This window comes from Spirosoma luteum DSM 19990, from assembly GCF_000374065.1.
GTDB lineage: Bacteria > Bacteroidota > Bacteroidia > Cytophagales > Spirosomataceae > Spirosoma > Spirosoma luteum.
Map to the genome: position 1 here is coordinate 396554 of NZ_KB893246.1, position 23758 is coordinate 420311.

The 23758-nt window shown below is 49.4% G+C and carries 16 protein-coding genes; 7 read left to right on the top strand and 9 right to left on the bottom strand.

All coding sequences use genetic code 11. The features are described 5' to 3' along the window. Positions 1-60: 60 nt before the first annotated feature. The 3 genes from smpB to uvrA (B156_RS0106235) are packed head-to-tail and all read right to left on the bottom strand — an operon-like array spanning position 61 to position 3912. Positions 61-522, bottom strand: coding sequence for an SsrA-binding protein SmpB (gene smpB / locus B156_RS0106225; RefSeq protein ID WP_018618798.1), 462 nt, complete (start codon positions 520-522; stop codon positions 61-63). Positions 523-567: 45 nt separating this feature from the next. Continuing rightward, the gene (locus B156_RS0106230; RefSeq protein WP_018618799.1) at positions 568-960 is read right to left on the bottom strand and encodes a hypothetical protein; all 393 of its coding nucleotides are present in this window, start codon (positions 958-960) and stop codon (positions 568-570) included. A gap of 54 nt (positions 961-1014) precedes the next feature. After that, on the bottom strand, positions 1015-3912 hold the full coding sequence (gene uvrA, locus B156_RS0106235; protein WP_018618800.1) for an excinuclease ABC subunit UvrA: 2898 nt from the start codon (positions 3910-3912) through the stop codon (positions 1015-1017). Positions 3913-4108: 196 nt separating this feature from the next. On the opposite strand from uvrA (B156_RS0106235), the gene B156_RS28850 reads away from it, so the two are divergent. Further along, positions 4109-5440 (top strand): transposase, encoded by a 1332-nt coding sequence (locus B156_RS28850; protein ID WP_018618801.1) that lies wholly within the window; start codon positions 4109-4111, stop codon positions 5438-5440. Between the two features lie 39 nt (positions 5441-5479). Here the strand turns inward: B156_RS28850 and B156_RS0106245 are convergent, their stop codons facing one another. Together B156_RS0106245 and B156_RS0106250 are read right to left on the bottom strand one after the other, a co-directional pair. Continuing rightward, entirely contained in the window at positions 5480-6112 is a 633-nt protein-coding gene (locus tag B156_RS0106245) for a hypothetical protein (protein WP_018618802.1), read from the bottom strand. A 42-nt stretch (positions 6113-6154) separates the two neighbouring features. Then, the gene (locus B156_RS0106250) at positions 6155-6784 is read right to left on the bottom strand and encodes an MgtC/SapB family protein (RefSeq protein WP_026260639.1); all 630 of its coding nucleotides are present in this window, start codon (positions 6782-6784) and stop codon (positions 6155-6157) included. Between the two features lie 119 nt (positions 6785-6903). On the opposite strand from B156_RS0106250, the gene uvrA (B156_RS0106255) reads away from it, so the two are divergent. From uvrA (B156_RS0106255) to B156_RS0106270, 4 genes are all read left to right on the top strand, one after another. Further along, positions 6904-9825 carry an excinuclease ABC subunit UvrA gene (gene uvrA, locus B156_RS0106255; protein ID WP_018618804.1) on the top strand — a complete coding sequence of 974 codons (2922 nt, stop codon included), beginning with the start codon at positions 6904-6906 and terminating at the stop codon, positions 9823-9825. A 111-nt stretch (positions 9826-9936) separates the two neighbouring features. Continuing rightward, positions 9937-12315 carry a DUF11 domain-containing protein gene (locus tag B156_RS0106260; RefSeq protein ID WP_026260640.1) on the top strand — a complete coding sequence of 793 codons (2379 nt, stop codon included), beginning with the start codon at positions 9937-9939 and terminating at the stop codon, positions 12313-12315. Between the two features lie 144 nt (positions 12316-12459). Continuing rightward, the gene (locus tag B156_RS0106265; protein ID WP_018618806.1) at positions 12460-15264 is read left to right on the top strand and encodes a DUF1553 domain-containing protein; all 2805 of its coding nucleotides are present in this window, start codon (positions 12460-12462) and stop codon (positions 15262-15264) included. Positions 15265-15276: 12 nt separating this feature from the next. Next, entirely contained in the window at positions 15277-16779 is a 1503-nt protein-coding gene (locus B156_RS0106270) for a DUF1501 domain-containing protein (protein ID WP_018618807.1), read from the top strand. Here the strand turns inward: B156_RS0106270 and B156_RS0106275 are convergent. After that, positions 16776-18614, bottom strand: coding sequence for a SulP family inorganic anion transporter (locus B156_RS0106275; protein ID WP_018618808.1), 1839 nt, complete (start codon positions 18612-18614; stop codon positions 16776-16778). The genes B156_RS0106270 and B156_RS0106275 overlap by 4 nt on opposite strands. Positions 18615-18873: 259 nt before the next feature. Between B156_RS0106275 and B156_RS0106280 the strand changes: the two genes are divergently transcribed. Further along, positions 18874-19266 carry a DMT family transporter gene (locus B156_RS0106280; RefSeq protein ID WP_018618809.1) on the top strand — a complete coding sequence of 131 codons (393 nt, stop codon included), beginning with the start codon at positions 18874-18876 and terminating at the stop codon, positions 19264-19266. A gap of 11 nt (positions 19267-19277) precedes the next feature. On the opposite strand, the gene gatC is transcribed toward B156_RS0106280, so the two are convergent. From gatC to purH, 3 genes are all read right to left on the bottom strand, one after another. Continuing rightward, positions 19278-19565: an Asp-tRNA(Asn)/Glu-tRNA(Gln) amidotransferase subunit GatC gene (gatC, locus tag B156_RS0106285; RefSeq protein ID WP_018618810.1), complete on the bottom strand. Its 288-nt coding sequence runs from the start codon at positions 19563-19565 to the stop codon at positions 19278-19280. Between the two features lie 20 nt (positions 19566-19585). Next, positions 19586-20311 carry a lysophospholipid acyltransferase family protein gene (locus tag B156_RS28855; protein ID WP_040585164.1) on the bottom strand — a complete coding sequence of 242 codons (726 nt, stop codon included), beginning with the start codon at positions 20309-20311 and terminating at the stop codon, positions 19586-19588. 105 nt (positions 20312-20416) lie between these two features. Beyond that, positions 20417-21991 carry a bifunctional phosphoribosylaminoimidazolecarboxamide formyltransferase/IMP cyclohydrolase gene (gene purH, locus B156_RS0106295; RefSeq protein ID WP_018618812.1) on the bottom strand — a complete coding sequence of 525 codons (1575 nt, stop codon included), beginning with the start codon at positions 21989-21991 and terminating at the stop codon, positions 20417-20419. Positions 21992-22172: 181 nt separating this feature from the next. Between purH and B156_RS0106300 the strand changes: the two genes are divergently transcribed. Then, a complete protein-coding gene (locus B156_RS0106300) occupies positions 22173-23711 on the top strand; it encodes a polysaccharide biosynthesis C-terminal domain-containing protein (RefSeq protein ID WP_018618813.1) in 1539 nt (512 codons plus the stop codon). Positions 23712-23758 lie beyond the last annotated feature (47 nt).

Consider the following 23758-nt stretch of genomic DNA (forward strand, 5'->3'; position numbering starts at 1 on the left):
CACTGTACGGTAGCAAGTTACAGAGTTATCCACATAAGGTCAAGAATTGTGAAAAATTTATCAGTACCGCTCGCGCTGCATATCCCGCTCTACTTCACGCTCTTTAATACTGTCGCGTTTGTCGTATAATTTCTTTCCTTTAGCCAGCGCAATATCGACTTTGGCAAATCCACGTTCATTGGTAAATAAACGGGTTGGCACAATGGTAAGACCCTGGTCTTTTAGTTTTTCATTCAGCTTTCGTATCTCCCGTTTGGTAAGCAGAAGTTTACGGTCCCGCAGGGGTTCGTGGTTGTAATGCGTTCCTTCCGTATACACGGCAATACTCATTTGCCGGATAAACAACTCATCGTTGAGAATGAGACAGTAGGCGTCCTGCAAATTCACTTTTCCCTGCCGAATGGATTTAATTTCGGTACCGGTTAGTACAATACCAGCCGTAAACGTTTCCAGAAACGCGTATTCAAACGAAGCTCTTCGGTTTCGAATTTCGACTTGCTTAACAATAGAGGCAGAAGCCATAAACTTATTTTTTTAGTAAGCAGTGGGTTGCAGTCTGTTAAATGCCTAACGTAATCGCCTTAGTAAACTCTCCCCTAATACTAGCACAACTAATCCTGGCAACAGGATGGCTCCAGCCCGAAACCCCGCCCCGGTTAGTTTATAAATGCCCGTATTATACTGTGTAAAGCTCTGAAATAGATAGTAAATCGCCCCGGCCAGTAAGGCAATGGTAATGCCAATACACAACGGTTGGCTCAATTGCCGGATTCCCCAAGCCATTAGCGCTGCTACAACCACAACCAGCGAAACGGTACCCAGTGCCTTTGGAAAGGTCTCAATAGCACCGTAATCAAAAAAGAATATGCCCGCTTTACCGACGATATTTGGGTGTGCCAGAAGCCAGGCGTCAAGGACAATGAGTACTATAAGGAAGATATAAAGGGAAGGATTACGCATGTAATTACGATTCGGGTTGTGGCTAAACCAACGCCATGTGGTATTTACGTATTGTTACCCCTCCAATTCTGCCTTCAAAAACTTTCCCGTATAGCTTCCTTTTACTCCAGCCACTTTTTCCGGCGTTCCTTCGGCAATAATGTATCCGCCTTTATTGCCGCCTTCGGGCCCCAAGTCAATGAGGTAATCAGAGACTTTGATCACATCCAGATTATGTTCGATAATAAGGACCGTATTACCTTTATTGGTCAGCTTGTTCAACACGTCGAGTAGATGGGCGATGTCCTGAAAGTGAAGCCCTGTGGTCGGCTCATCGAGGATATAAAGCGTTTTTCCCGTGTCTTTTTTCGAAAGTTCTTCGGCTAGTTTCACCCGCTGCGCTTCTCCGCCAGACAGCGTAGTGGCGTGTTGCCCCAAGGTGATATAGCCCAGTCCTACATCGTTTAGAGTCGTCACTTTACGCAGAATTTTTGGCTGACTGGCGAAAAATTCCAGTGCCTGCTCAACGGTCATATCCAGCACATCGGCAATGGATTTTCCTTTGAAGCGCACCTCCAGCGTTTCCCGGTTGAATCGTTTACCCTTGCAGGTTTCGCACAATACATGGACATCGGGCAGAAATTCCATTTCTATCTTTTTCATGCCCGCGCCCTCACAGTCTTCACAACGGCCACCCTTTACGTTGAACGAGAAACGACCGGGTTTATATCCCCTTATTTTGGCTTCGGGAAGTTCAGAAAAAAGTGCCCTTATTTCCGAAAACATACCCGTATATGTTGCAGGGTTCGAGCGGGGCGTCCGGCCAATGGGCGACTGATCCACCTCAATTACCTTGTCCAAAAACTCCAGACCCTCCACCGTTTTGAACGGCAATGACTCCCGCTTCGACTTATAAAAATGTCGATTCAGGACCGGAAATAGGGTTTCATGGATGAGTGATGATTTACCGCTACCCGATACTCCCGTAATAGTGACCATCCGACCAAGCGGAAGTTTTAGCGTTACATTTTTCAGGTTATTGCCCGTGGCATTCTTTATAACCAGGAATTTGCCGTTGCCTTTTCGTCGTTCGGCGGGTACGTCTATTGCCCGCCGGCCACTTAAGTAATCGGCGGTTGTACCGCCGTTGCGGATGAACTCTTCCGGTGTTCCAATCCCAACCAACTGCCCCCCGTGCCGACCCGCTCCGGGACCAATATCCAGAATAAAGTCCGACTCGAGCATCATGTCTTTATCGTGCTCAACCACCAGAACCGTATTGCCTAAATCACGCAGGTTCTTTAATGAATCAATCAACTTGACGTTATCGCGCTGGTGCAGGCCAATGCTTGGCTCATCCATAATGTACAGGACTCCTACAAGCTGCGTTCCAATCTGGGTCGCTAGCCGAATCCGCTGGGCTTCCCCACCCGATAAGGTCCGCAAAGGGCGGTCGAGGGTGAGGTAGTCGAGACCGATATCCATCAGGAAACCGATGCGCTTGCGGATTTCTTTCAGGATTTCTTTGGCAATTATATTTTGCCGATCCGTCAGGCGACTTTCCAGTTCATTGAACCAGTCGGCCAGTTCCGATATGTCCATTCGGGCAAGTTCGGATATGTTTTTCTGGGCGATTTTGAAATAGAGAGACTCTTTCTTAAGGCGGGCACCTTCACATTCAGGACAGGTTTTCACGACCATAAAGTCTTTCAGCCATTCCTGAATTTTATCCGTGCTATTTTCCTGCTGCCGCTTCAGGAAGTGAACAATACCCTCAAACTTGAAGCTGTAGGTGTCAGCAGCTGCTTTTTCCGACGACTTGGCAACTGCCCCGTCCGATGGTTCTTCCGTGCCGTACATGAGTGCGTACAGTAAATCGGCCGGGAATTTAACGACGGGCGTAGTGAGGTTGAGTTTATACTTTTTCAGGATGGCCTCAATCTCCTTGAAAATCCACAGTTCCCGGTACTCACCTAGGGGAGCAATGGCGCCCCGACTTATACTCAGGGATTTATCTGGAATAACCGATTCCTCTGTTATCTCTTCTACAACGCCCAACCCGTTACAAACAGGGCAGGCACCGTAAGGCGAGTTGAACGAAAACGAATTGGGCGATGGCTCATCATAACTAATACCTGATTCGGGGTCCATCAGGTTTTGAGAAAAGTAAATTAGTGTCGGAGTCGCGTTCGACCCTGAACCATCGAGCATCTGCATTGCCCCTTTTCCCTGCTTCAACGCTGTTTGTACTGACTGGCTTAACCGATACCGGTCTTCGGTTTTAGGTATGAGCCGGTCAATCACGATTTCGATGTCGTGAATTTTGTAGCGGTCCAACTGCATTTTGGGTACAATATCCTGCACTACCCCATCTACCCGAACTTTTGTATACCCGGTTTTAGCAATCTGCACGAACAGTTCCCGGTAATGGCCTTTCCGGCTTTTAATTATCGGAGCCAATAACGTCAGCTTTTGCCCGGCATATTGCTCCAGAATGGTATCGATAATCTGGTCCTGCGACTGACGTTCCATTTTACGGCCTGTCAGGTAGGAAAAGGCCTCACCAGAGCGAGCGTAGAGCAGGCGCAGGAAGTCATATATCTCGGTTGTCGTGCCTACTGTAGAGCGGGGGTTTTTTGACGTCGTTTTCTGCTCGATAGAAATTACCGGGCTAAGGCCGTTAATTTTGTCCACATCAGGACGCTCCATATTGCCGATGAACGAGCGGGCGTAGGCCGAGAAACTCTCCATGTAACGCCGTTGTCCTTCCGCATAAATTGTATCGAAGGCCAGCGACGATTTTCCGCTACCGCTAATACCCGTTATCACCACCAGTTTATTGCGGGGAATGGTAACGTCAATGTTTTTGAGATTGTGTTCGCGGGCACCCAGCACTTCAATCTGGTCATGGCCCGTTAGGTCTATATCAGTAAGGCCGGATTGCCGGGTTGTAGGCTTTTCTTCTGTCGTCACGCAGCGTTGGATTATTCTTAACAACAACGAAAAGGGAAGGGGGAGAGTTTCCCGAAAGCAGAATGGATTTGTGCATACAGCACCTTTACCACTATTTAACGAAAACATGAGTCATCCCGAATTTTAGGGTCTGACTAAAAAAGCGAAAACCTCCTGAACTTTGTGGTCGCCAAACTACAAAACAGGAGGTTTTCTCATGGGTACTGCTACAAAACAAACAAATTCTGAGCAGGAATGGCCCCAATCGGTGGGCCTTTTTTATCAACAGCGCTTAACCCCGTTCACTCAAAGCATTGTTCTGGAGTTAACGGCCTTGATTGATGTCCGCCTGGTTCGCACCTTTAGCCAGCTTCTGATTACCTTATTAGGCTTCCGACACCGAAATAATGGCCTGCTTTTGAGTGAATTAGGGGAACATCTGCTCTCCGCTCGTCAAGCCCCAGCGGGCACCAAACGAATCTCTAACCTACTCAGATGCCCCCATTGGAGTCATACCCTGATTCAGAAAGGCATCCGCGCCAAAGCCCAAACCTTTTATGAGCAACTCCATCAGCAAGGGCAACGCGTATTGGTTCTCTGGGATGAGAGTGTAATGGAAAAGCCTGAAACACTGACCAGTGATGATCTGGGGGCCGTTCGCAGTAGTAAAGCCCGCCGGCTCAAACGCATTCGACCCGGCTATTTCAATCCACCAGATGGCAAACCTGTTTGTGTGCCTGGCCTGGAATGGGTAGGCATCTTATTGGCGGGTGCGAGTGGAGCTCCTTGCCTGTATCAGTTTGAGTGGTGGACTAGGTGGGGTGAACACGCTCGTCAACGGGCAGATGTACTTCAAGATACTTTAACCGAGTTGAGTCAACGGTTTGGTCAGGCTATCTTACATGTCTTCGATAGAGGCTATGCTTCCCAGGCTTGGCTAGGAAAGTTAGTGAATGCCAGGCTGAAAGGTCTGATTCGATGGCAAACTCACTATCATCTCCTTAATCAGGCGGGTGACTCAATAAAGACTTGGGAGATAACCCGCGGCAAACGGTCCGTCGATCATCGGTTAGTCTACGATGCGGTCCACAAGTGTCATCGAAAAATGGGCATCATCTACCAGGCGGTACGGCATCCAACTTACCCCGATGTGCCGCTGTATTTGATTGTATCGCGCCCTGGCAAGGGGCATACGCCCTGGTATTTACTCACTAACGAGGTCATTGACTCCGTGGAATCAGCCTGGCAAATGGTGTTTGCCTATGCTCGTCGGTGGCAGATTGAGACAGCCTTCCGCTATACTAAATCGGAACTGGCTTTAGAATCTCCTCGCTTATGGTTCTGGCAAAACCGACTCAAGTTGATGATGATAGTCGCTTTGTTATACGCCTTTTTACTCTCCTTACTCCGGGCTGAGCTTAGCCACTGGCAGCAACTACCCTTGCGACTGGGTTGTCATCGAACGGGAAAGCGGTGCCGAGAAGCCTCAGCACCGCTTTATCGTATCCGAATTGCCTTCACCCACTTATGGACTCAAAATTCGGGATGACTCATGTTTTTCAACCTGTATTCCCTTATCTGAGCTTGTCTAAAAGAACGATAAGCGAAGAACAAACGGACTACCATAAATGGTACGGGCCAGGCTGTTGTCATTATAATTCAGATTATACAGCGCAGTTAGGTTGACTCCGAACCTCCGCGAGATAGGCTGCGAGTAGGTCACGCCAACCAGTGGAGAAGTCAGCGCATCGCTTGCTGTACGACCCGACTGATTGTCCGTTTGCTGAACGGTTGTACTCTCTAATTCGCCGTGCAAGTATAGGTTAGGCAGAATAGACGGAATGAATTCGTACATGATGAATCCACGGCCTCCATACTGGTTATAAGTAAGTAAAGGAACAGCGGCCCCCGTATTCGTGTAGCCTTTGTACCTGGTATAAGTATAACTACCACCAATACCAATAATCATCCGCTCAGTAGCCTGATAAGCAATAACAGGTGAAATACCCAGACTGAATGGATTACCGAAACGGAATCCATTGATACCACCGCCAAAACGGAGTCGTTGGCCAAATGGTAACGGACGCCCTTCGGGAGTTTGGGTTTTTAGTGGATCGCGGCCCTGGTCCCGACGGTCTTCGGGATCTTCGGTTAGCTGTCCAAACGCCAGACTACTGCTCAATAAAGCCGTGATAAACAGCACCTTTCGAATATAATTCATGGTCTTTTTTTACAGAAAATTAACGTATACTCCTTAACGAAATCAAAATGTAAATTCTTTTACATCGGGGTCATTCAACAGACGTTTTATGCATTTTTCATGGTTTCTCTCTGACCCGTTGACGCGCCAATGCCCGATTATTTCCGAACCAATTCGCTGCTGCTGGTTGCGGGTTGGCGATAAGCCGCATTCGTCAAAGAATTCTTCGTACCGTTTCAGGGTCTTGTTATGAAAAGCCGTCACAATTTTGTAGTCACGGGTTTGATTCAACCGTTGAATTCGATTGGACAACCGAACCAGTAGCAACAGAGAACCCAACACAAATACAAACCCAATGAGGGCAATTTCATATTGACCGGCCCCTATACACATACCTAACGCAGATACGACCCAAACCGTTGCGGCCGTTGTCAGCCCTTTAACCCGGCTCTCCTCCCGAAAGATAATACCCGCCCCTAAAAAACCGATACCGTTAACAATATTGGCCGCAATCCGGTCGCCTGACCCGCCAATACGGTCAGACAGCATCGTAAACAGGGCCGATCCTACGCAAATCATAATCATGGTGCGTAAGCCGGCTGCCTTGCTGTGGTATTCACGTTCGGCCCCAATAAGACCACCTATCACTAAAGCGGCACTCAATCGAATAATATCTTCTTCTGCAAATACCATAGCCGTGAAGTACATGTGTCCGATGACGGAATAGGCCCTAAAACCTTATCGTTTTTGAGAAACCATATCCCGGAATAAACCGTTAAATTCCAGATAGAGTTTACCCTCATTACCAACGAATGATTCAGACCACGGAAACCGGCCATGCCGGTACAATACCTTCTGTTGACAATCTAGACCCCAGGCAGTTTATCATTATTAAAGGGGCGAAAGTACATAATCTGAAAGGAATTGACGTTGCTATACCCCGGAACAAACTGGTTGTGCTCACGGGCCTGTCAGGTTCCGGCAAATCATCACTGGCATTCGATACCCTGTTTGCCGAAGGGCAGCGCATGTATGTCGAAAGTCTCAGTAGTTACGCCCGGCAGTTTTTGGGGCGCATGGAGAAGCCAGAGGTTGAATACATTAAAGGCGTATCGCCAGCCATTGCCATTGAGCAGAAAGTATCAACCCGCAATCCACGTTCTACGGTTGGTACCTCTACCGAAATTTACGACTACCTGAAATTGCTTTTTGGTCGGGTAGGAATCACCTACTCTCCCGTTTCAGGCCACGAAGTACGTAAGGATACCATTACCGATGTGGTCAACTTTATGTATGGTTTTGAGGCTGGGCAACGGGTAATGATTATGGCTCCTCTGCTTGTTCGGGAAGGGCGGACGCTGGCGTATGAGCTGAATATATTACTTCAGAAAGGCTACACGCGTATTGTGGCCGATGGTGGTCCCACGGGCAGGCAGGTACTTCAGATTGAAGACGTACTGGCGAACGGTGCCCAGATTGACAAAACGGGCGTTCATACCGATTCTCCCTACTCGCTGGAAATCCTTGTGGACCGGGGTACGGTGTTGTACGACGAAAACGGGCAGCCGGATGAAGACAACCAGTATCGTTTTTCCGACTCTGTACAAACAGCTTTTAGCGAAGGCGAGGGCTCCTGCCGAATTGATATTGTGGGCAAGGAGTCACGTATTTTCTCGGATCGGTTTGAGATGGATGGTATTGTTTTTGAAGAACCAAGTGTCAATCTGTTCACCTTCAACAATCCATACGGGGCCTGCCGCCGGTGCGATGGGTTTGGCAAAGTACTGGGCATTGACCCGGATTTGGTCATTCCCGACAAGAACTTATCCGTTTTTGAGGGTGCCATTGCGCCCTGGCGCAGCGAGAAAATGAGCGAGGAGTTTCTGAAGCCGCTGCTTAAAAACGGCATTCGGTTCGATTTCCCCATTCATCGCCCATACAAAGACCTGACCACTGCGGAACGGAACTTACTCTGGACTGGCAATAAATATTTCGACGGGTTGAATTCATTTTTCAACTTCGTCGAAAGTCAGACGTTCAAGGTGCAGTACCGGGTGATGCTCTCCCGCTACCGGGGCAAAACCACTTGCCCCGAGTGCCGGGGGTCGAGGCTTCGGAAGGATGCAGGCTACGTAAAAGTAGGCGGCAAGTCTATCACCGACCTGGTTCTGCTACCGATTACGCAGGTCACGGCTTTCTTCCACGATTTGGCATTACCCACTCAATTACAGCAGATTGCTAACCGTATAGTAGTAGAAATCAGAAATCGGCTGGATTATATGGAGCGGGTAGGGCTTGGTTACCTAACCCTCAACCGACTCACAAACTCACTATCGGGTGGTGAATATCAGCGCATTAAACTGGCGACATCGCTTGGTTCAGCCCTGGTTGGCTCAATGTATATTCTGGATGAACCCAGTATTGGTCTGCACCCGCGCGATACCAAACAGTTAGTGAGTGTACTGGAGTCGCTGCGCGACATGGGCAATACCGTTATTGTGGTTGAACACGAAGAAGAGGTTATGCGCTCCGCCGACCAGCTCATTGACATTGGACCCGATGCCGGTTCTTTGGGTGGCCACCTTGTTTTCCAGGGTACCTGGTCCGACATTGAAAAACTGGAAGGAGACCCTTCATCTGCCTATCAAACACTCTACCCATCGCATACCCTCGATTTTTTGACTGGAAGAGAAACGGTACCAGTGCCAGCTTTTCGGCGAAAGGGGACTAATTTCATTGAACTGAAAGGGGCGCGGGAAAATAACCTGAAAGATGTCGATGTCCGGTTTCCACTCAATACCCTGACTGTGGTGACGGGCGTTTCGGGTTCGGGGAAGAGTACACTCATTCGAAAAGTGTTATACCCGGCTCTGATGCGAAACCGGGGTGAAGCCGCCGAAGAAGCGGGGAAGTATGACTCGCTGGAAGGCTCGCTCAACCGGATTTCGGCTATTGAAATGATCGACCAGAATCCTATTGGAAAATCGAGTCGCTCGAATCCGGTTACGTACATTAAAGCGTATGACCACCTGCGTCAGGTTATGGCCGAGCAGCCCGTAGCAAAAGCAAGAGGCTATAAACCCAGCCATTTTTCGTTCAACGTGGATGGTGGCCGTTGCGAAGTATGTCAGGGCGAAGGCGAAGTGAAAATCGAAATGCAGTTTATGGCCGATATCTACCTCAAATGTGAGGGTTGTGGCGGTAAACGATTCAAGCAGGAAGTACTGGAAGTAACGCTGCACGATAAAAACGTCGCGGATGTGCTGGATATGACCGTTGATGAAGCAATAGCCTTCTTCCGCCCGGTAGAACCAAAAATGGCGGATAAATTACAGCCCTTGCAGGATGTAGGGCTGGGATACATAGGCCTGGGACAGTCGGCCAACACCTTATCGGGTGGGGAAGCTCAGCGGGTAAAACTAGCTTCGTTTCTGGGGAAGGGTAACCCGAACAAAGGTGGGACGCTATTTATTTTCGATGAACCGACCACGGGGCTGCACTTTCACGACATTCGTAAGCTGCTCTCCGCCATCAACGCGCTGGTCGACCAGGGTGATTCGGTCATTATTATCGAACACAATATGGAGGTTATCAAAAACGCCGACCATATCATCGACCTCGGCCCCGAAGGTGGCGAAACGGGTGGATATGTGACCTTTACAGGTACACCGGAAGAGATGGTAAAATTAACGGATGGTAATTACACGGCTGAGTATCTGAAGGGAAAGGTATAGCTGGTCAGGAAGGACCGTTGAAACAATAAAGGACATGGGAATGATTATTCCTTCATACTTCCAGTTAACTTCCCGCGTATTTTTGCCTGCATCACCGTATTTTGTTGTTTCATGTCCACCTCCATCAAATGGATTTTTCTTCTTCTTTGCTGGCCGGTTATGGCCACTGCCCAGCTCCAGATCTCGCATCCGGTAACCCGCTTTGTGATGCAGCGCGGTGCTAACGGAAACGGGCAGTTGTACGTATCCGGGCGATTTACGGGTTTGGTAGATCGGGTAGAGGCCCAACTGGTACCGGTCGCAGCGGGTCAGGGGACGGCTACGGGCTGGCAAGCGGTGCAGGTCAATCCAGCCAACAACGTTTTTCTGGGGTCCATTACCGGCGCTGGAGGCTGGTATGTACTGGAGGTTCGTACCCTACTGAACAATACGGTGGTGGAGCAAACAGCCGTTCAGCCAGTGGGCATCGGCGAAGTATTCGTCACCGCTGGACAGTCAAATTCGCGGGGCCTGGGTATTGGTGATAATGACCTGGGGACCAACACCGACCGGGTAAACGCAATAGACTCAATAAACCATTATTACCCACCGGGCAATACTCCACTCGTTTCATCCGGCGACCCTTCGCCCGTACCCCGTTTCGAAGCCTTAACCGCAACTAAGCGCGTGTTTCCGATGGCTGAAAGTTCGTGGGCATGGGGGGAATTGGGCGACTATATCGTTACCCGCTACAATGTCCCCGTCGCCTTCTACGTGACGGGCTGGGATGGATCCACCATAGAAAACTGGTTTAAGTCAGCTAACGGTCAGCCCACCTGTAACCGGTACAACTGTACGGCTGGAGACTGGCCTAATTTGCAACCATACACCAATCTCAAAAATGTAATGCACTATTACCTGTCAGTGGCCGGAGTTCGGTCCGTATTATGGCAGCAGGGTGAAGCCGAATATGAATTCAACGGTTTTAGTAGCATTACTCCCTACGCGGATCAACTGACAAACGTGATTCAAAAATCGCGGCAGGACTTTGGCGGACGAAACTTACCCTGGATGGTAGCCAGAGCCTCTTTCGACGGAAGTGTAACGCGTCAGGCCGTTATCGACAAACAGAATCAGGTGATAAACACACCCGGTTTAAACGTCTTTCCGGGACCGAACAACGATAATTTTACGCTTCGCAATGCGGGCTCCAATGATGTACACTTTCGAAATAGTAGCCGTCCCTCGCCAAATCCGCAATACTACCTGAATAATAATACTATTCCGCCAGATATGGGTTTGTCAATTTTAGCCCGTAGCTGGAACAACAGTCTGGACAATGCTTTTTTTCAGAATACCCAACCCATCACGCCCGCACAATTTGCCATAACGGGCAATCTGGCTAAGTACGTTTTACCCGGTTCGGCCCTCGCCGTGCCCTTTGCTACGGTTGGCTCATTCAATAGCGACAATCAGTGGCAGGTGCAGTTACTCGATTCGTTAGGGCAGTACTTAAGTGTTCTGGGGAGTGGCGCTACCAGCCCAATTCAGGTCACGCTGCCCGGTAATTTGCAAAGCGGCCGCTTTCAGATTCGGGTGGTGGCTTCATCGCCCGTTCTACCGGCCGTACCATCCAATCTTTTCCAGATAACGAACCAGGCAGATGTTAGTCTGGCAATGGCTATCGACCAGCGAATACCGGATATCAATACACCCGTTACTATTAGTCTTACCGTTCGGAATGATGGCATCGGTCAGGCAACAGGAGTAGTCGTTCGGGACCGGCTTCCGCCAAATCTGACGTTTGTTTCCTCAGCCGACTTCTCAGCGAATGAAGGGGTGCTGACCAGTTCGGCCATCACCATCAATGTCGGCGAAGCAAAAGTTCTGCGTTTTGTAGCGCAGCCAATGGCAGCGGGCATCTATCAAAATGCCGCTGAGGTAGCTCAGGAAACAAACACGGATAGTGATAGCCAGCCCAATTCCGGTACAGGCGATGGGCAGGACGATGCCGCTCAGGTAGATTTCCGAACCCGCCAGAGCGGTAATTCGCTGTTCGTATCGCCTAACCCTAATCAGGTACCGCTACCTGCCGTAGTTGGTAACCAGCCTGTTCCCGACCCTACCAAGGCGGATGTTAGCGTTAGTCTCGCCATCAACACCCGAACACCCAGGCCTAACGATGTAGTCACGTACACGCTCACCGTAAGAAATCAGGGTGGCCTGGCCGCGACGGGCTTATTCGTAACGGCTTACCTGCCTGCCGGTCAGGCGTTTGTGCCGGGCAATGACTTTGGCCTTTCGGGAGGTAACCCGGTTAGCGGCATAAGCAGCCTGGCGGCTGGCAGTAGTGTTTCGGTTCAATTCCGGGCTACTGTTACCACCGCTGGCTACAGTACCTGCAGTGCTCAGGTGACCGCCGTCAATGAAGCAGACCCCGATTCTACGCCCAATAATGGGACAACCAATGGGGAGGATGATACCGCACAGGTTGATTTAAGAGTGCAGTGACGGCTTTATAAGCCTGGTGGAACCCCGCTCATTATGAACAGTTTATGCTGAGCAAGCGTTAATTTTACGACAATCGTTACTTTTATTAGTACAAAACTCCGTTAACCTGCTTTTAGGTTTAGGAGATAGTTGTCGTTTAATCGTATGAAATCGCAGTGGCTTTTTGTTGGCGTAGCAGGAGTTTGCATTGCCCTGCTCTTATCATCGTTTCCCGGCATTTTCGAGAAACAGGTGAACTACAATACCCAGATAAAGCCGTTGCTGAACAAGAATTGCATCACCTGTCATGGTGGAGTAAAAAAAGCGGCTGGCTTTTCACTGCTCTTCAAACAGGAAGCCTTATCTCCCGCAAAATCAGGTAAACTGGCCATTGTTCCCGGTGATGCCGATGCCAGCGAGATGATTCGTCGGTTGACCCTGACGGACCCTGATGAACGAATGCCCCTCGACCATCCGGCCCTGAAACCCGATGAAATTGAGCTGCTTCGCCGGTGGATTGACCAGGGGGCCAAATGGGGCGACCATTGGGCTTATCAACCCGTTGAAAGGCCTGATGTTCCTGCCACGGGAAGCTTTTGGAGTCGCTTTACAACCTATATTCCTGGTCATGGTAAAGCCGGTTGGGCAACCAATGAAATTGACCACTTTATTCTTGACAAACTAGAGCAGGAAGGCTTAAAACCCTCCCCCGAAGCAGACCGGGCTACCCTAATCAGGCGGGTATCGCTCGATTTGACAGGTCTTCCCCCCACAGAAAAGGAAGCCGCTAATTTTATCAATGATACTTCTCCCGACGCCTACGAAAATGTAGTTGACCGCTTGCTTAAGTCCCCGGCTTATGGCGAACGATGGGCTGGAATGTGGCTTGATTTAGCCCGTTATGCCGACACAAAAGGGTATGAGCGGGACCCTGGCCGCAAAATATGGCGATACCGTGACTGGCTGATAAAGGCATTTAACGATGACAAGCCCTTCAATAAATTTACGGTGGAGCAACTGGCCGGTGATTTATTACCAGCCCGCGACAATGGACTGCCTACCGATGACCAGTTCATAGCAACCGGTTTTCACCGGAACACGATGAACAACGATGAAGGAGGTACGCAGGATGAAGAATTTCGGGTGGCGGCTGTCATTGATCGGGTAAACACCACCTGGGATGTGTGGCAGGGGACAACCTTCGCCTGTATTCAGTGCCATAGCCACCCCTATGACCCTTTTACGCATGATGAATATTATAAGTTTATGGCGTTTTTCAATAACGCCCGTGATGAAGATGTGACGAGTGATACGCCCACGCTCCGCTTCTATAAACCTGATGATTCGCTCAAAGTCATTTCCTTACAGCAATTTATTAAAACGACGGTTGCCAATCCTAAACAGGCGCAAAAAACGGTGAATCAGGTTACGAAACTCGTTCGAACGGTAGAACCTAAAATCAATTCGCACGATTTCGACCAACTGGTCAATGCTTCGTTGCTGGATGCCAAGTACGTTGGTTTTCAGGATAAGGGGTCTACCCGGATTAAAAACGTAACCCTCACCGGGCGGCCCCGGCTGTTGATAGCATGGGGGACAAAAGCCACTAACGCCACCGTCACCATTCGGCAGGACAAACTCGATGGACCGGTTTTGGCGCGTGTTCCTGTACCCAAAACCGGTAGCCAGGGAAACGACACCATTCAAATGATTCCGTTGCCAGAGGTCCAGGGGAAGCACAACCTCTATTTGTCCCTGAACAGCCCGACTTCGCCTAAAGATTGGGTACAGATAAAGTGGGTATCCTTTCAGCCCGTGCTACCCGGACAGCCTTTAGAAGCTATTGGCGAAAAAGACCAGCTTCTGCTGGACATTCTGAACGCCGATGCACCCCAGACACCCATCATGCTTGACGGTACCGACGATTTAGCCCGCGAAACGCACGTTTTCGAACGGGGAAACTGGCTGGTGAAAGGCAAAAAAGTATTACCTGATGTGCCGAAATCGTTTCCGGCGATGGCGCCTGGTTTACCTAAAAACCGGCTTGGGATGGCCCGGTGGCTGGTAGACCGGACTAATCCGCTCACAGCGCGTGTTGTAGTAAACCGCTTCTGGGAACAGTTATTCGGAACGGGGATTGTTGAAACCGTTGAGGACATGGGTACGCAGGGAATCCCACCTACCCATCGCGAACTGCTTGATTACTTAGCCGTTGAGTTCATGGAAACCGATCGGTGGAGCATGAAGAGACTGTTGAAAAAGATAGTCATGTCAGCCACTTACCGACAACAATCCAGTGCATCTCCCGAATTGGTAGCCAAAGACCCTTACAACAGGCTACTGGCCCGGGGGCCTCGTGTTCGTTTATCGGCCGAAGCGGTGCATGATCAGGCACTGGCAATAAGTAAGTTATTGAGTCAGAAAATGTATGGTCCCAGCGTGATGCCCAGTCAGCCGGATGGTATCTGGCAATCACCCTACGATGGCGAAACGTGGAAGCAGAGCACGGGCGAAGACCGATATCGCCGTGCTTTATACACCTACTGGAAACGCACGGCTCCTTACCCGTCAATGGTAACATTCGATAGCCCCAGCCGGGAGTTTTGCCAGCTTCGTCGGTTACGCACCAATACGCCATTACAGGCGCTGGTAACGCTCAACGACCCTGTCTATGTAGAAGCAGCCCAACATTTGGCCGACTATATGATTGCCCATGGCAAGTCGCCGGAAGGGCAAATCCAGGCCGGTTTCCGGCAGGTCATGCTGCGCGATCTACCCTCAAAAAAGCTGGCGGTTCTGGTTCGGCTTTATCGGACAACGGAGCAACATTATCGGGAGAGGCCGGGGGAAGCCGAAAATTTGCTGGATAGACCCGGCTTCGACTGTACGAAGGTTTCGCCCCAACTGGCAGCCTTGACCGTGACGGCCAATACCATGCTGAACCTGGATGAAGTGATTACGAAGGAATAGAAGTCAATAAGCATGAACAAACTCCTGCAAGAACTACAACAAGCTGCTGCCGAGCGTGAAACCCGGCGGCATTTTTTGCACACCTGCTCAACAGGTCTGGGCGCAATGGCATTTGGTTCGCTTTTGCAGGGATGTAACTTCCTGACTAACAATGAGCGGCAAAATAATACCGTGGGTTCTACAATTCAATCCGATGAACCAACGGCCCCGCATCCATCAGCTTACCTGCCTAAAGCGCAACGGGTCATTTACATACATATGGCTGGGTCGCCGAGTCAGTTGGAGTTGTTCGATTACAAGCCAGAACTGGCGAAATACGACGGTAAGGACTGCCCGCAGGAATTACTGACGGGTAAAAAGTTTGCGTTTATCCGGGGGGTTCCCAAAATGTTGGGGCCACAGGGTAAGTTTGCCCAGCATGGCAACTCAGGGGCATGGGTATCAGACTATTTACCTCATTTGCAGGGCGTAGTAGACGATATTACCTTTCTCAAAGCCATGCATACAGATCAGTTCAACCACGCCCCCGCGCAGTTGCTGATGCACACAGGCAGTGCCCGGCTGGGTCGACCCAGTATGGGGTCGTGGGTAACGTATGGACTGGGAACTGAAAATGATAACCTGCCGGGCTATATCGTTTTGGCATCGGGTGGCAAGCAACCCGACGCGGGAAAATCGGTTTGGGGTAGTGGCTTTCTACCCACTGTTTATCAGGGTGTGCAGTGCCGCACTGACGGTGACCCGGTCCTTTTCGCTTCGGACCCATCGGGTATGAACCGCGACATTCGGAAGCAAACCATCGACGCCATCAGCGAAATTAATCAACAGCAGTACGACGATGTGAAAGACCCCGAAATTCTGACCCGCATCGCCCAGTATGAACTGGCGTTTCGGATGCAGATGTCAGTGCCAGATGCCATGGCCATCAAAAACGAGCCCCAGTATATTTTGGATAGCTACGGTGTCGACCCAAATAAAGGATCCTTTGCCCGAAACTGCCTGCTGGCCCGCCGGCTGGTAGAACGCGGTGTGCGCTTCGTACAGCTTTTCGACTGGGGCTGGGATACCCACGGTACCAGTTCTGACGGGTCCATTGATATTGGACTGAAAGATAAATGCCGCGAATCGGACCAGGCCGTTGCTGCGTTGCTGAAAGACCTGAAACAGCGTGGTTTGCTGGATGATACGCTGGTAGTTTGGGGTGGTGAGTTTGGCCGTACACCCATGCAGGAAAATCGGGATGGGCAGGTATTACCCTTCATGGGCCGCGACCACCATCTCGAAGCCTTCACCGTCTGGATGGCGGGTGGTGGCGTCAAGAAAGGGTTTTCTTTCGGTGAGACCGATGATATTGGCTACTACGGCGTGAAAGATAAAGTGCATATCCACGATTTGCAGGCGACCATACTGCACCTGCTCGGCTTTGACCATACTAAGTTAACCTACCAGTTTCAGGGTCGCCCTTTCCGCCTAACCGATGTAGCGGGAAAGATTGTAAGGCCCATACTGGCCTAAGCGTGGTCCTGCACGTTTTCTTTAATCCAGATCAGGCACTCCCGAAAATTGGCAAAAACGTGCTCTTCGGGTACCAGGTTTGGGATTAGCTTTATTCGTTGAAGCATGAGTTTAGGCTGTTGCTGTATTCCCGCAATTAAAACGGTTTTACCACTATTTGCCAGACTGTTCAATACCTCTTCCATAGCATACAAACCTGATTGGTCCATGTAGGGTACCCGGTTCATCCGCACAATAACCCAGTGTGCCGTACCCGGAATTTGTTTGGCCAGTTGCTGGAAATCGGAGGTAGAGCCGAAAAACAACGGGCCGTTGATGTGTTTGATGAATACTTCCTCTTTCAGTTCTTCCGGAAAATCAAACTCATCGGTCCAGGTTTCGTCAGCAAGGGGAATAACATCCGATTCTTTGGCCGTAAGGTCGCCAATCTTTTTCATGAACATCAACGACGCGATTACCAGGCCAATACCAACGGCGTATACCAAATTCCAGAACGTCGACAAAATAAGGACAACCAGCATAATGATAACTTCACTCTTCGGCATATATGGAATGGCTCGTAGACCCCGATAATCCATAACCCCAATACCCACCGTTATCAAGATACCTGACAGTACAGCAGCGGGAATTTGTGAAGCCACCGGACTCAGAACCAACAAAATTAATAGCACGAGAACCGCCGATATCATACCCGACAGCCGGGTTTTACCACCTGAGTTTATATTGACTACCGTACGAATGGTAGCACCTGCTCCTGGCAAACCACCAAACATAGCGGCTACACTATTGCCAATACCCTGTCCTACCAATTCGCGGTTGGGGTTGTGCCTGGTTTTGGTCATGTTATCGGCTACTACAGAGGTGAGCAGGGAATCAATACTACCCAACAGTGCCAGCGAGAGAGCCGTAAAAACGTACGGACTTAGTGCTGTAAAACTAAACCCGGTAAAAATTTCAAATACTGGTTGTGGCAAGCCGGATGGAATGACCTCAATGGGTTTGTAGGGTAGCCCAAATCCATACGCAATACCAGACATAACCAGAAGGGCCACCAGCGTACTCGGTATCTTTGTCGTTATCCGTTTGAAACCGTATATAATGAGAATAGTGCCTGCAGTCAGCATCACCTCCAGCCAACTAATATTTTTGACAGCACGGGGTATCATTTTCACGGCACCAATAACCCCACTACTCGCTTTGGCCGCCAATGATTGCGATTCCTGACGTATCTGTTCCGGTGTTACCAGCCTGGCTTTGCGAATCGTTTCCCTGAAATCTTCAATTACGTTTATGTTTTCTCCAGCTTCTTCTTTCAGAATGTCGTCCACAATAACCTCTTCTGCCTTGGGTTTGAATTGACTGACAAAGGCAGCATCTTCCTTTGGGTAATAGCCCAGTGAGGGAACAATCTGGGTAATAATGATGATAACACCAATGGCTGTCATAAACCCCGATACGACGGGATAGGGTATATACTTGATGTATTGCCCCATGCCTATGCTCCCCAGCACTACCTGAATAAGGCCAGACAGCAGAAAAACACTCATTATAAGTGGTAATGCTCTGGCTACATCACCTTCGTTTGCCGCTACAATGTTGGTAATAACAACCATACTAATGGCAGTCATTGGGGCCGTTGGACCGGATATCTGGGTATTTGTGCCACCAAGCAAAGCCGCAAAAAAGCAGATAAAAATAGCCCCATAAAGACCGGCACTAGGCCCAAGTCCTGAGCTTACACCAAATGCCAAAGCAAGTGGCAACGCCACAATTCCAGCCGTAATACCGCCGAAAAAATCGCCCTTAACGTGGGTAAAATCGAACAATTTAGCCATTGAAATTAGTGGGTTTAGTTAATGAGGGCACTTTATTACTCGTCAAATCCAGATTAAAAAAGGATTAAAACAAGTCTCTCATTTTTAAACCCGAAAAGTGCAGTATCCGTTACAAATAAGACAAAATAGTGTAACGAAACAGAAATAGAAGGTGCGGGGCTGAATCAACATACTTTATTAATGCCATTCTGACGCTACCAATTCATAGTGGTATAACAGGAGTCATTTCCTTTGCCCCAATGGATTAACTTTACCTGCTATGACACCTCAGACTATACTTTCGTGGTTATACCTAATCGGGGCGGCTATCTCGCAGACGGCCTGGGCCTATTCAATCAAATATATCCGGTGGGAGGCTTTAAAAGCGCTGCGCTGGAGTACCTTTTACCAGCTAGGTGTTAGCCTGCCTGCCCTGCTACCCTGGATAGGTTACGTGGTTTTCGGCATTGTTAATACGGTGCTGCTGGCGGCTGCCATGCGTACCATTCCAACCACAACCGCCTTTGCGGTATGGATGGGGCTGTCGCTGATTTTCCTGAAAGCTGCGGATGTGATTTGGTTGAAACTTAGCTGGTCGTGGAGTGAGCTTTTTTTTATCCTGCTCATTACCATCAGTATCGTAGGCCTGAAACTATCCGGCCCGGCAGACTAGTACAACCCACGCTAGTCCATCACTTTGGGCACTTCAAAAAACTGACCATCGTGCTGGGGCGCATTAGCCAGTGCCTGTTCACGGGGTAATTGATTGGCTACAATGTCTTCCCTCAATACGTTCATTTCGTGAGAGATATGGGTTAACGGCTCAATACCCGTTGTATCTACTTCGTTCAGATGCTCCATCCAGGTTAGCACTTCGTTCAGGCTGTTCAGCAGGTCGGCTTCTTCCTCAGGTCGCACCTCCAGCCGGGCCAAATGAGCTATTTTATGTAATGCTTCCTTATCTACTTGCATGATTCAGTGAGGGAATAGGGTTAGAAAATTAGTTTCTTTTCGCCCATCAATTCATTATCAATTACTTTATACGTTTCGTGCTTCAGGGTTTCCAAGCTGGCCTGCGTCATACCTGCCGTTTCGATGGGTGGATGAACAACCGCCCGCAATGGGTGCCAGTGAAACCGAACCGGGCTTTTGTCGGGTAGTATCCGATAGTTATCCAAAAATGTGACAGGTACAATAGGCACCTGCTGCTGAATGGCCATGGTAAAAGCTCCGTCTTTAAACGGCATCATTTGCGGTGGCTCTTTGGTATGAATTCCCCCTTCGGGAAAAATCATGATACTCCGGCCTGATGCCAGGGTGCGTATGGACTTGGTCAGCGAGTAAGCCCTGCTGTTCGGTTGACTGCGGTCTACCTGAACGTGCAGTTTGGCAAACATGTAACCAAGCAGCGGAATATGCTTTACCTCACTTTTCCCGATAAAGGCGTAGTAGTTATCCACAACAACACCCATCGCGGCAATATCGAGGTACGAAAAGTGGTTCGCGCAGAAGACATAAACGCCTGTCGGATCAGGTCGAAACCGGTATTCTATCCGAACTGGCATTCCTGCACAGATAAAGAACAGCTTCCCCCAGATACGATTGACTTTGTGCGCCAACGGTTTCCAGCTAGCCCGCTGTAAGAACACGAACTGAACTGGAAACAACACTATGTATAGAATAACAAACCAAAGGGCACACCATATCGTGTAAAGCATAGTCAGAACCGGGATTTTACTACGATTTGAACGACTTGGCAAGAGGTGTTTACCATGTATTTTGTCCTGAAAATCGGTCAAAACCTACTAAAATCCCGATTAGGATTAATGTTTAAAATGCCTGATTCCCGTTGTTACCATTGCCAGACCATGCTTATTGCAATACTCAATTGAGTCTTTATCCCGAATAGAACCACCGGGCTGAACAACGGCCGTGATACCCGCATTTCCAGCTATTTCAACACAATCGGGAAAGGGGAAGAACGCATCCGACGCCATAACGGCTCCGGTCAGATCGAACCCGAATGCGTGGGCTTTCTCGATAGCCTGCCGGAGCGCATCGACCCGTGAGGTTTGCCCTACCCCACTAGCCAGCAGCTGTCCATACCCCTCACCAGCTTCCTTTGCCAGCACAATCGTGTTCGATTTAGTGTGTTTACACACCTTCAGTGCGAAGGCCAAAGCCCGGTTTTCACTATCGGTTGGTGCTTTTTCGGTAACGGTTTTAAACTGATCGACGCCTTCGGTCTCATTGTCTTTATCCTGTTCCAGCACACCATTCAAAATAGTTTTAAACATCACACCTGGCAACTCGGTGGCATTCCGTTTCAGCAAAATACGGTTCTTTTTCGACTGTAGCATTTCCAGCGCGGCTGGTTCATAATCAGGGGCGATTAAAATCTCCATGAACAGCTTGTTCAGTTCTTCAGCCGTTGCTATATCTACCGGCTTATTAGTAATAACAACACCACCAAAGGCCGAAACCGGGTCGCAGGCGAGTGCATTCAGATATGCTTCCTTGGCCGTTGGAGCCGTGGCAATACCACAGGCATTGGTATGCTTGATGATGGCAAACGCAGCAATATCTCCCTCCTGAAATTCGTCAATCAGATTCACGCAGGCATCCACATCAACCAGGTTGTTGTAGGACAGCTCCTTACCGTGGAGCTTGGTAAACATAGCATCCAGATTGCCGTAAAACGTGGCCTGCTGGTGCGGGTTCTCACCGTACCGAAGATGGTTGGCAGGCATGTCCCTGAAACCATATATTGGCCCGGAAAACTGGGTTTCCTGACTTTCTGTTTCGGCCCCTGCACCACCAAAGTAAGCCTGGATAGCCGTATCATACTGCGACGTTACAGCAAAGGCTTCCCCGGCATAACGCCGACGGTCACTTAGTTCAGTTTTCCCCTTTTGCTTGGTCAGCAGGTCAACCACACCAGCGTACTGACTTCTTGATGAAACGATGAGCACGTCATTGTAATTTTTGGCGGCTGCCCGAATCAGCGAAATACCGCCGATATCGATTTTTTCAATGATGTCCTCATCCGAGGCACCCGATGCTACTGTTTCCTCAAAGGGATATAAATCAACCACAACCAGATCAATAGGGGGAATGCGATGCCGCTCGGCCTGGGCAAGGTCTTCGGGCAGTCCACGCCGGTACAGAATACCACCCATAACGGCGGGGTGCAAAGTTTTTACACGGCCACCAAAAATGGATGGGTAGCCCGTGAGGTCCTCTACGGCCGTAACCGGAATGCCGAGTTGTTCGATGAATGACTGCGTACCACCCGTTGAATAGAGTTTAACGTTTTGCTCGTGCAATAGCCGGACTAATGGTTCGAGGCCGTCTTTATAAAAAACGGAGATTAATGCGGAGGAGATTGGTTGGCCCATGGAATATGCCGAAACAGGCGCCGACTGTTTCAGTCAATAGTTGACAAGTTACCCGAAACAGCCGACGCCTGTTTCGGCCTGAAGTGCAAAGATAGCCAAACGTCTTAACTTTGCGCTTCGGGCCGAAACCTGAAGCCAGAATCAGTCAAAATCAATTCTGGTTAGCCATTTTTACGAGTCGATGAGTACGTTTAAGAAACTAGCGGGCGACACAGCATTGTACGGGGTAAGTACTATTCTGGGTCGACTGCTGAATTACATCTTAGTACCAATTCAAACATATGCGTTCAGTCAGCCTAAAGAACTCTCTTCGAACGTTACATTTTACAGCTATATCGCGCTGCTGTTGGTTATTTACACCTTTGGGCTGGAAACGGCTTTTTTTCGTTTCGCTGCCCGCAAGCCTGAATCGCTGCCCAAAACATTTAGTGAAACGCTGAGTCTGGTGTTGCTGATTACGCTGCCATCAACGGCTCTATTGCTGTATTTAGCACCAGACATTGCGGTTTGGCTCAACTACCCCGGCCAAACAACCTTCATCCGGTGGTCGGCCCTGATTGTAGCGATTGATGCCATTACAGCTATACCCTTTGCCCGACTCCGGGTTCAAAACAGAGCCCGGCAATTTGTGAAAGTAAAAATGCTCAATGTGGGTCTGGTTGTGCTGTTCAACATCTTTTTTTTGGTCATCTGCCCCGATATCAGCGGGGGTAAATACTTAACAGGTTTACAGCCGTTTATTAATTTGGTTTATAATCCGGCAATTGGGCCCGGGTATATTTTCCTGGCCAATCTACTGGCCAATGCGGGCTATTTTCTGTTACTACGCAATACGTTCCGGGGATTCCGGTTTCGGTTCAACCGGGCCGAAGCGCGGGTGTTGCTCGTGTACGCCTACCCGATTATGCTGACGGGGTTAGCCAATGTTATCAATATCCTGACCGACCGTCTATTTTTACGCCATTACCTGCCCGAAGGTTTTTATACGAGTGCCAGCGGAGCCGCGCTTACAAACGAAGATGCCTTGGGCATTTATGGTAACTGCTTCAAATTATCGGTTTTCATGGCCCTAGCTACGCAGTCATTTCGGTTTGCTGCTGACCCGTTCTTTTTCTCCCGCGCCGATGACAAAAACTCCCCTGAGCTGCTGGCCCGCGTGACCAAGTGGTTCATCATCGTGTGCGTACTGATTTGGGTAGGGGTCAGCCTGAACGTCGATATAATTGGGGTAGCCATGCTGGCTCCCGCTTATCGGCAGGGGTTAGTTATCGTTCCTTTTCTGCTGCTAGGTAATCTGTTTCTGGGCGTTTATCAGAATATCGGCTTGTGGTTCAAACTGACCGATAAAACGAAATTTGGAACAATCTTCACCGTTGTCGGTGCTGCCATCACGATAACAGGCAATATCCTTCTGATTCCCATTATGGGCTACATGGGTTGCGTTATCGCTTTTCTGACGTCCAGTTTCGTAATGCTGGCGCTGTGTTACACTTTTGGCAACAGGTACTACCCCGTTCCCTATAATGTACGGTCAGCAACGCTTTACATTCTGGGAGGTGGCCTGCTCATTCTCGGCGTCTGGTTGTTCCCGATTTCGAACTTATGGCTAGCGGTACCGATTCACATGGCCCTTTTCGGCTTGTTTATCGTGCTGGTTTTACTCGCCGAACGGGACACGCTTCAGCCTGTGTTACTCAGGTTGCGGAAAAGACGGGGCTGAGACTAGCCTGCGTATTCTTTTATCGGTAAATTTGTAGATTATTCTCC

Excerpts from the sequence above, each read along its gene's own strand:
- smpB (WP_018618798.1), bottom strand. The coding sequence starts at position 522 with ATGGCTTCTGCCTCTATTGTTAAGCAAGTCGAAATTCGAAACCGAAGA.
- B156_RS0106230 (WP_018618799.1), bottom strand. The coding sequence starts at position 960 with ATGCGTAATCCTTCCCTTTATATCTTCCTTATAGTACTCATTGTCCTT.
- B156_RS28850 (WP_018618801.1), top strand. The coding sequence starts at position 4,109 with ATGGGTACTGCTACAAAACAAACAAATTCTGAGCAGGAATGGCCCCAA.
- B156_RS0106245 (WP_018618802.1), bottom strand. The coding sequence starts at position 6,112 with ATGAATTATATTCGAAAGGTGCTGTTTATCACGGCTTTATTGAGCAGT.
- B156_RS0106250 (WP_026260639.1), bottom strand. The coding sequence starts at position 6,784 with ATGGTATTTGCAGAAGAAGATATTATTCGATTGAGTGCCGCTTTAGTG.
- uvrA (WP_018618804.1), top strand. The coding sequence starts at position 6,904 with ATGATTCAGACCACGGAAACCGGCCATGCCGGTACAATACCTTCTGTT.
- B156_RS0106260 (WP_026260640.1), top strand. The coding sequence starts at position 9,937 with ATGTCCACCTCCATCAAATGGATTTTTCTTCTTCTTTGCTGGCCGGTT.
- B156_RS0106265 (WP_018618806.1), top strand. The coding sequence starts at position 12,460 with ATGAAATCGCAGTGGCTTTTTGTTGGCGTAGCAGGAGTTTGCATTGCC.
- B156_RS0106270 (WP_018618807.1), top strand. The coding sequence starts at position 15,277 with ATGAACAAACTCCTGCAAGAACTACAACAAGCTGCTGCCGAGCGTGAA.
- B156_RS0106275 (WP_018618808.1), bottom strand. The coding sequence starts at position 18,614 with ATGGCTAAATTGTTCGATTTTACCCACGTTAAGGGCGATTTTTTCGGC.
- B156_RS0106280 (WP_018618809.1), top strand. The coding sequence starts at position 18,874 with ATGACACCTCAGACTATACTTTCGTGGTTATACCTAATCGGGGCGGCT.
- gatC (WP_018618810.1), bottom strand. The coding sequence starts at position 19,565 with ATGCAAGTAGATAAGGAAGCATTACATAAAATAGCTCATTTGGCCCGG.
- B156_RS28855 (WP_040585164.1), bottom strand. The coding sequence starts at position 20,311 with ATGCTTTACACGATATGGTGTGCCCTTTGGTTTGTTATTCTATACATA.
- purH (WP_018618812.1), bottom strand. The coding sequence starts at position 21,991 with ATGGGCCAACCAATCTCCTCCGCATTAATCTCCGTTTTTTATAAAGAC.
- B156_RS0106300 (WP_018618813.1), top strand. The coding sequence starts at position 22,173 with ATGAGTACGTTTAAGAAACTAGCGGGCGACACAGCATTGTACGGGGTA.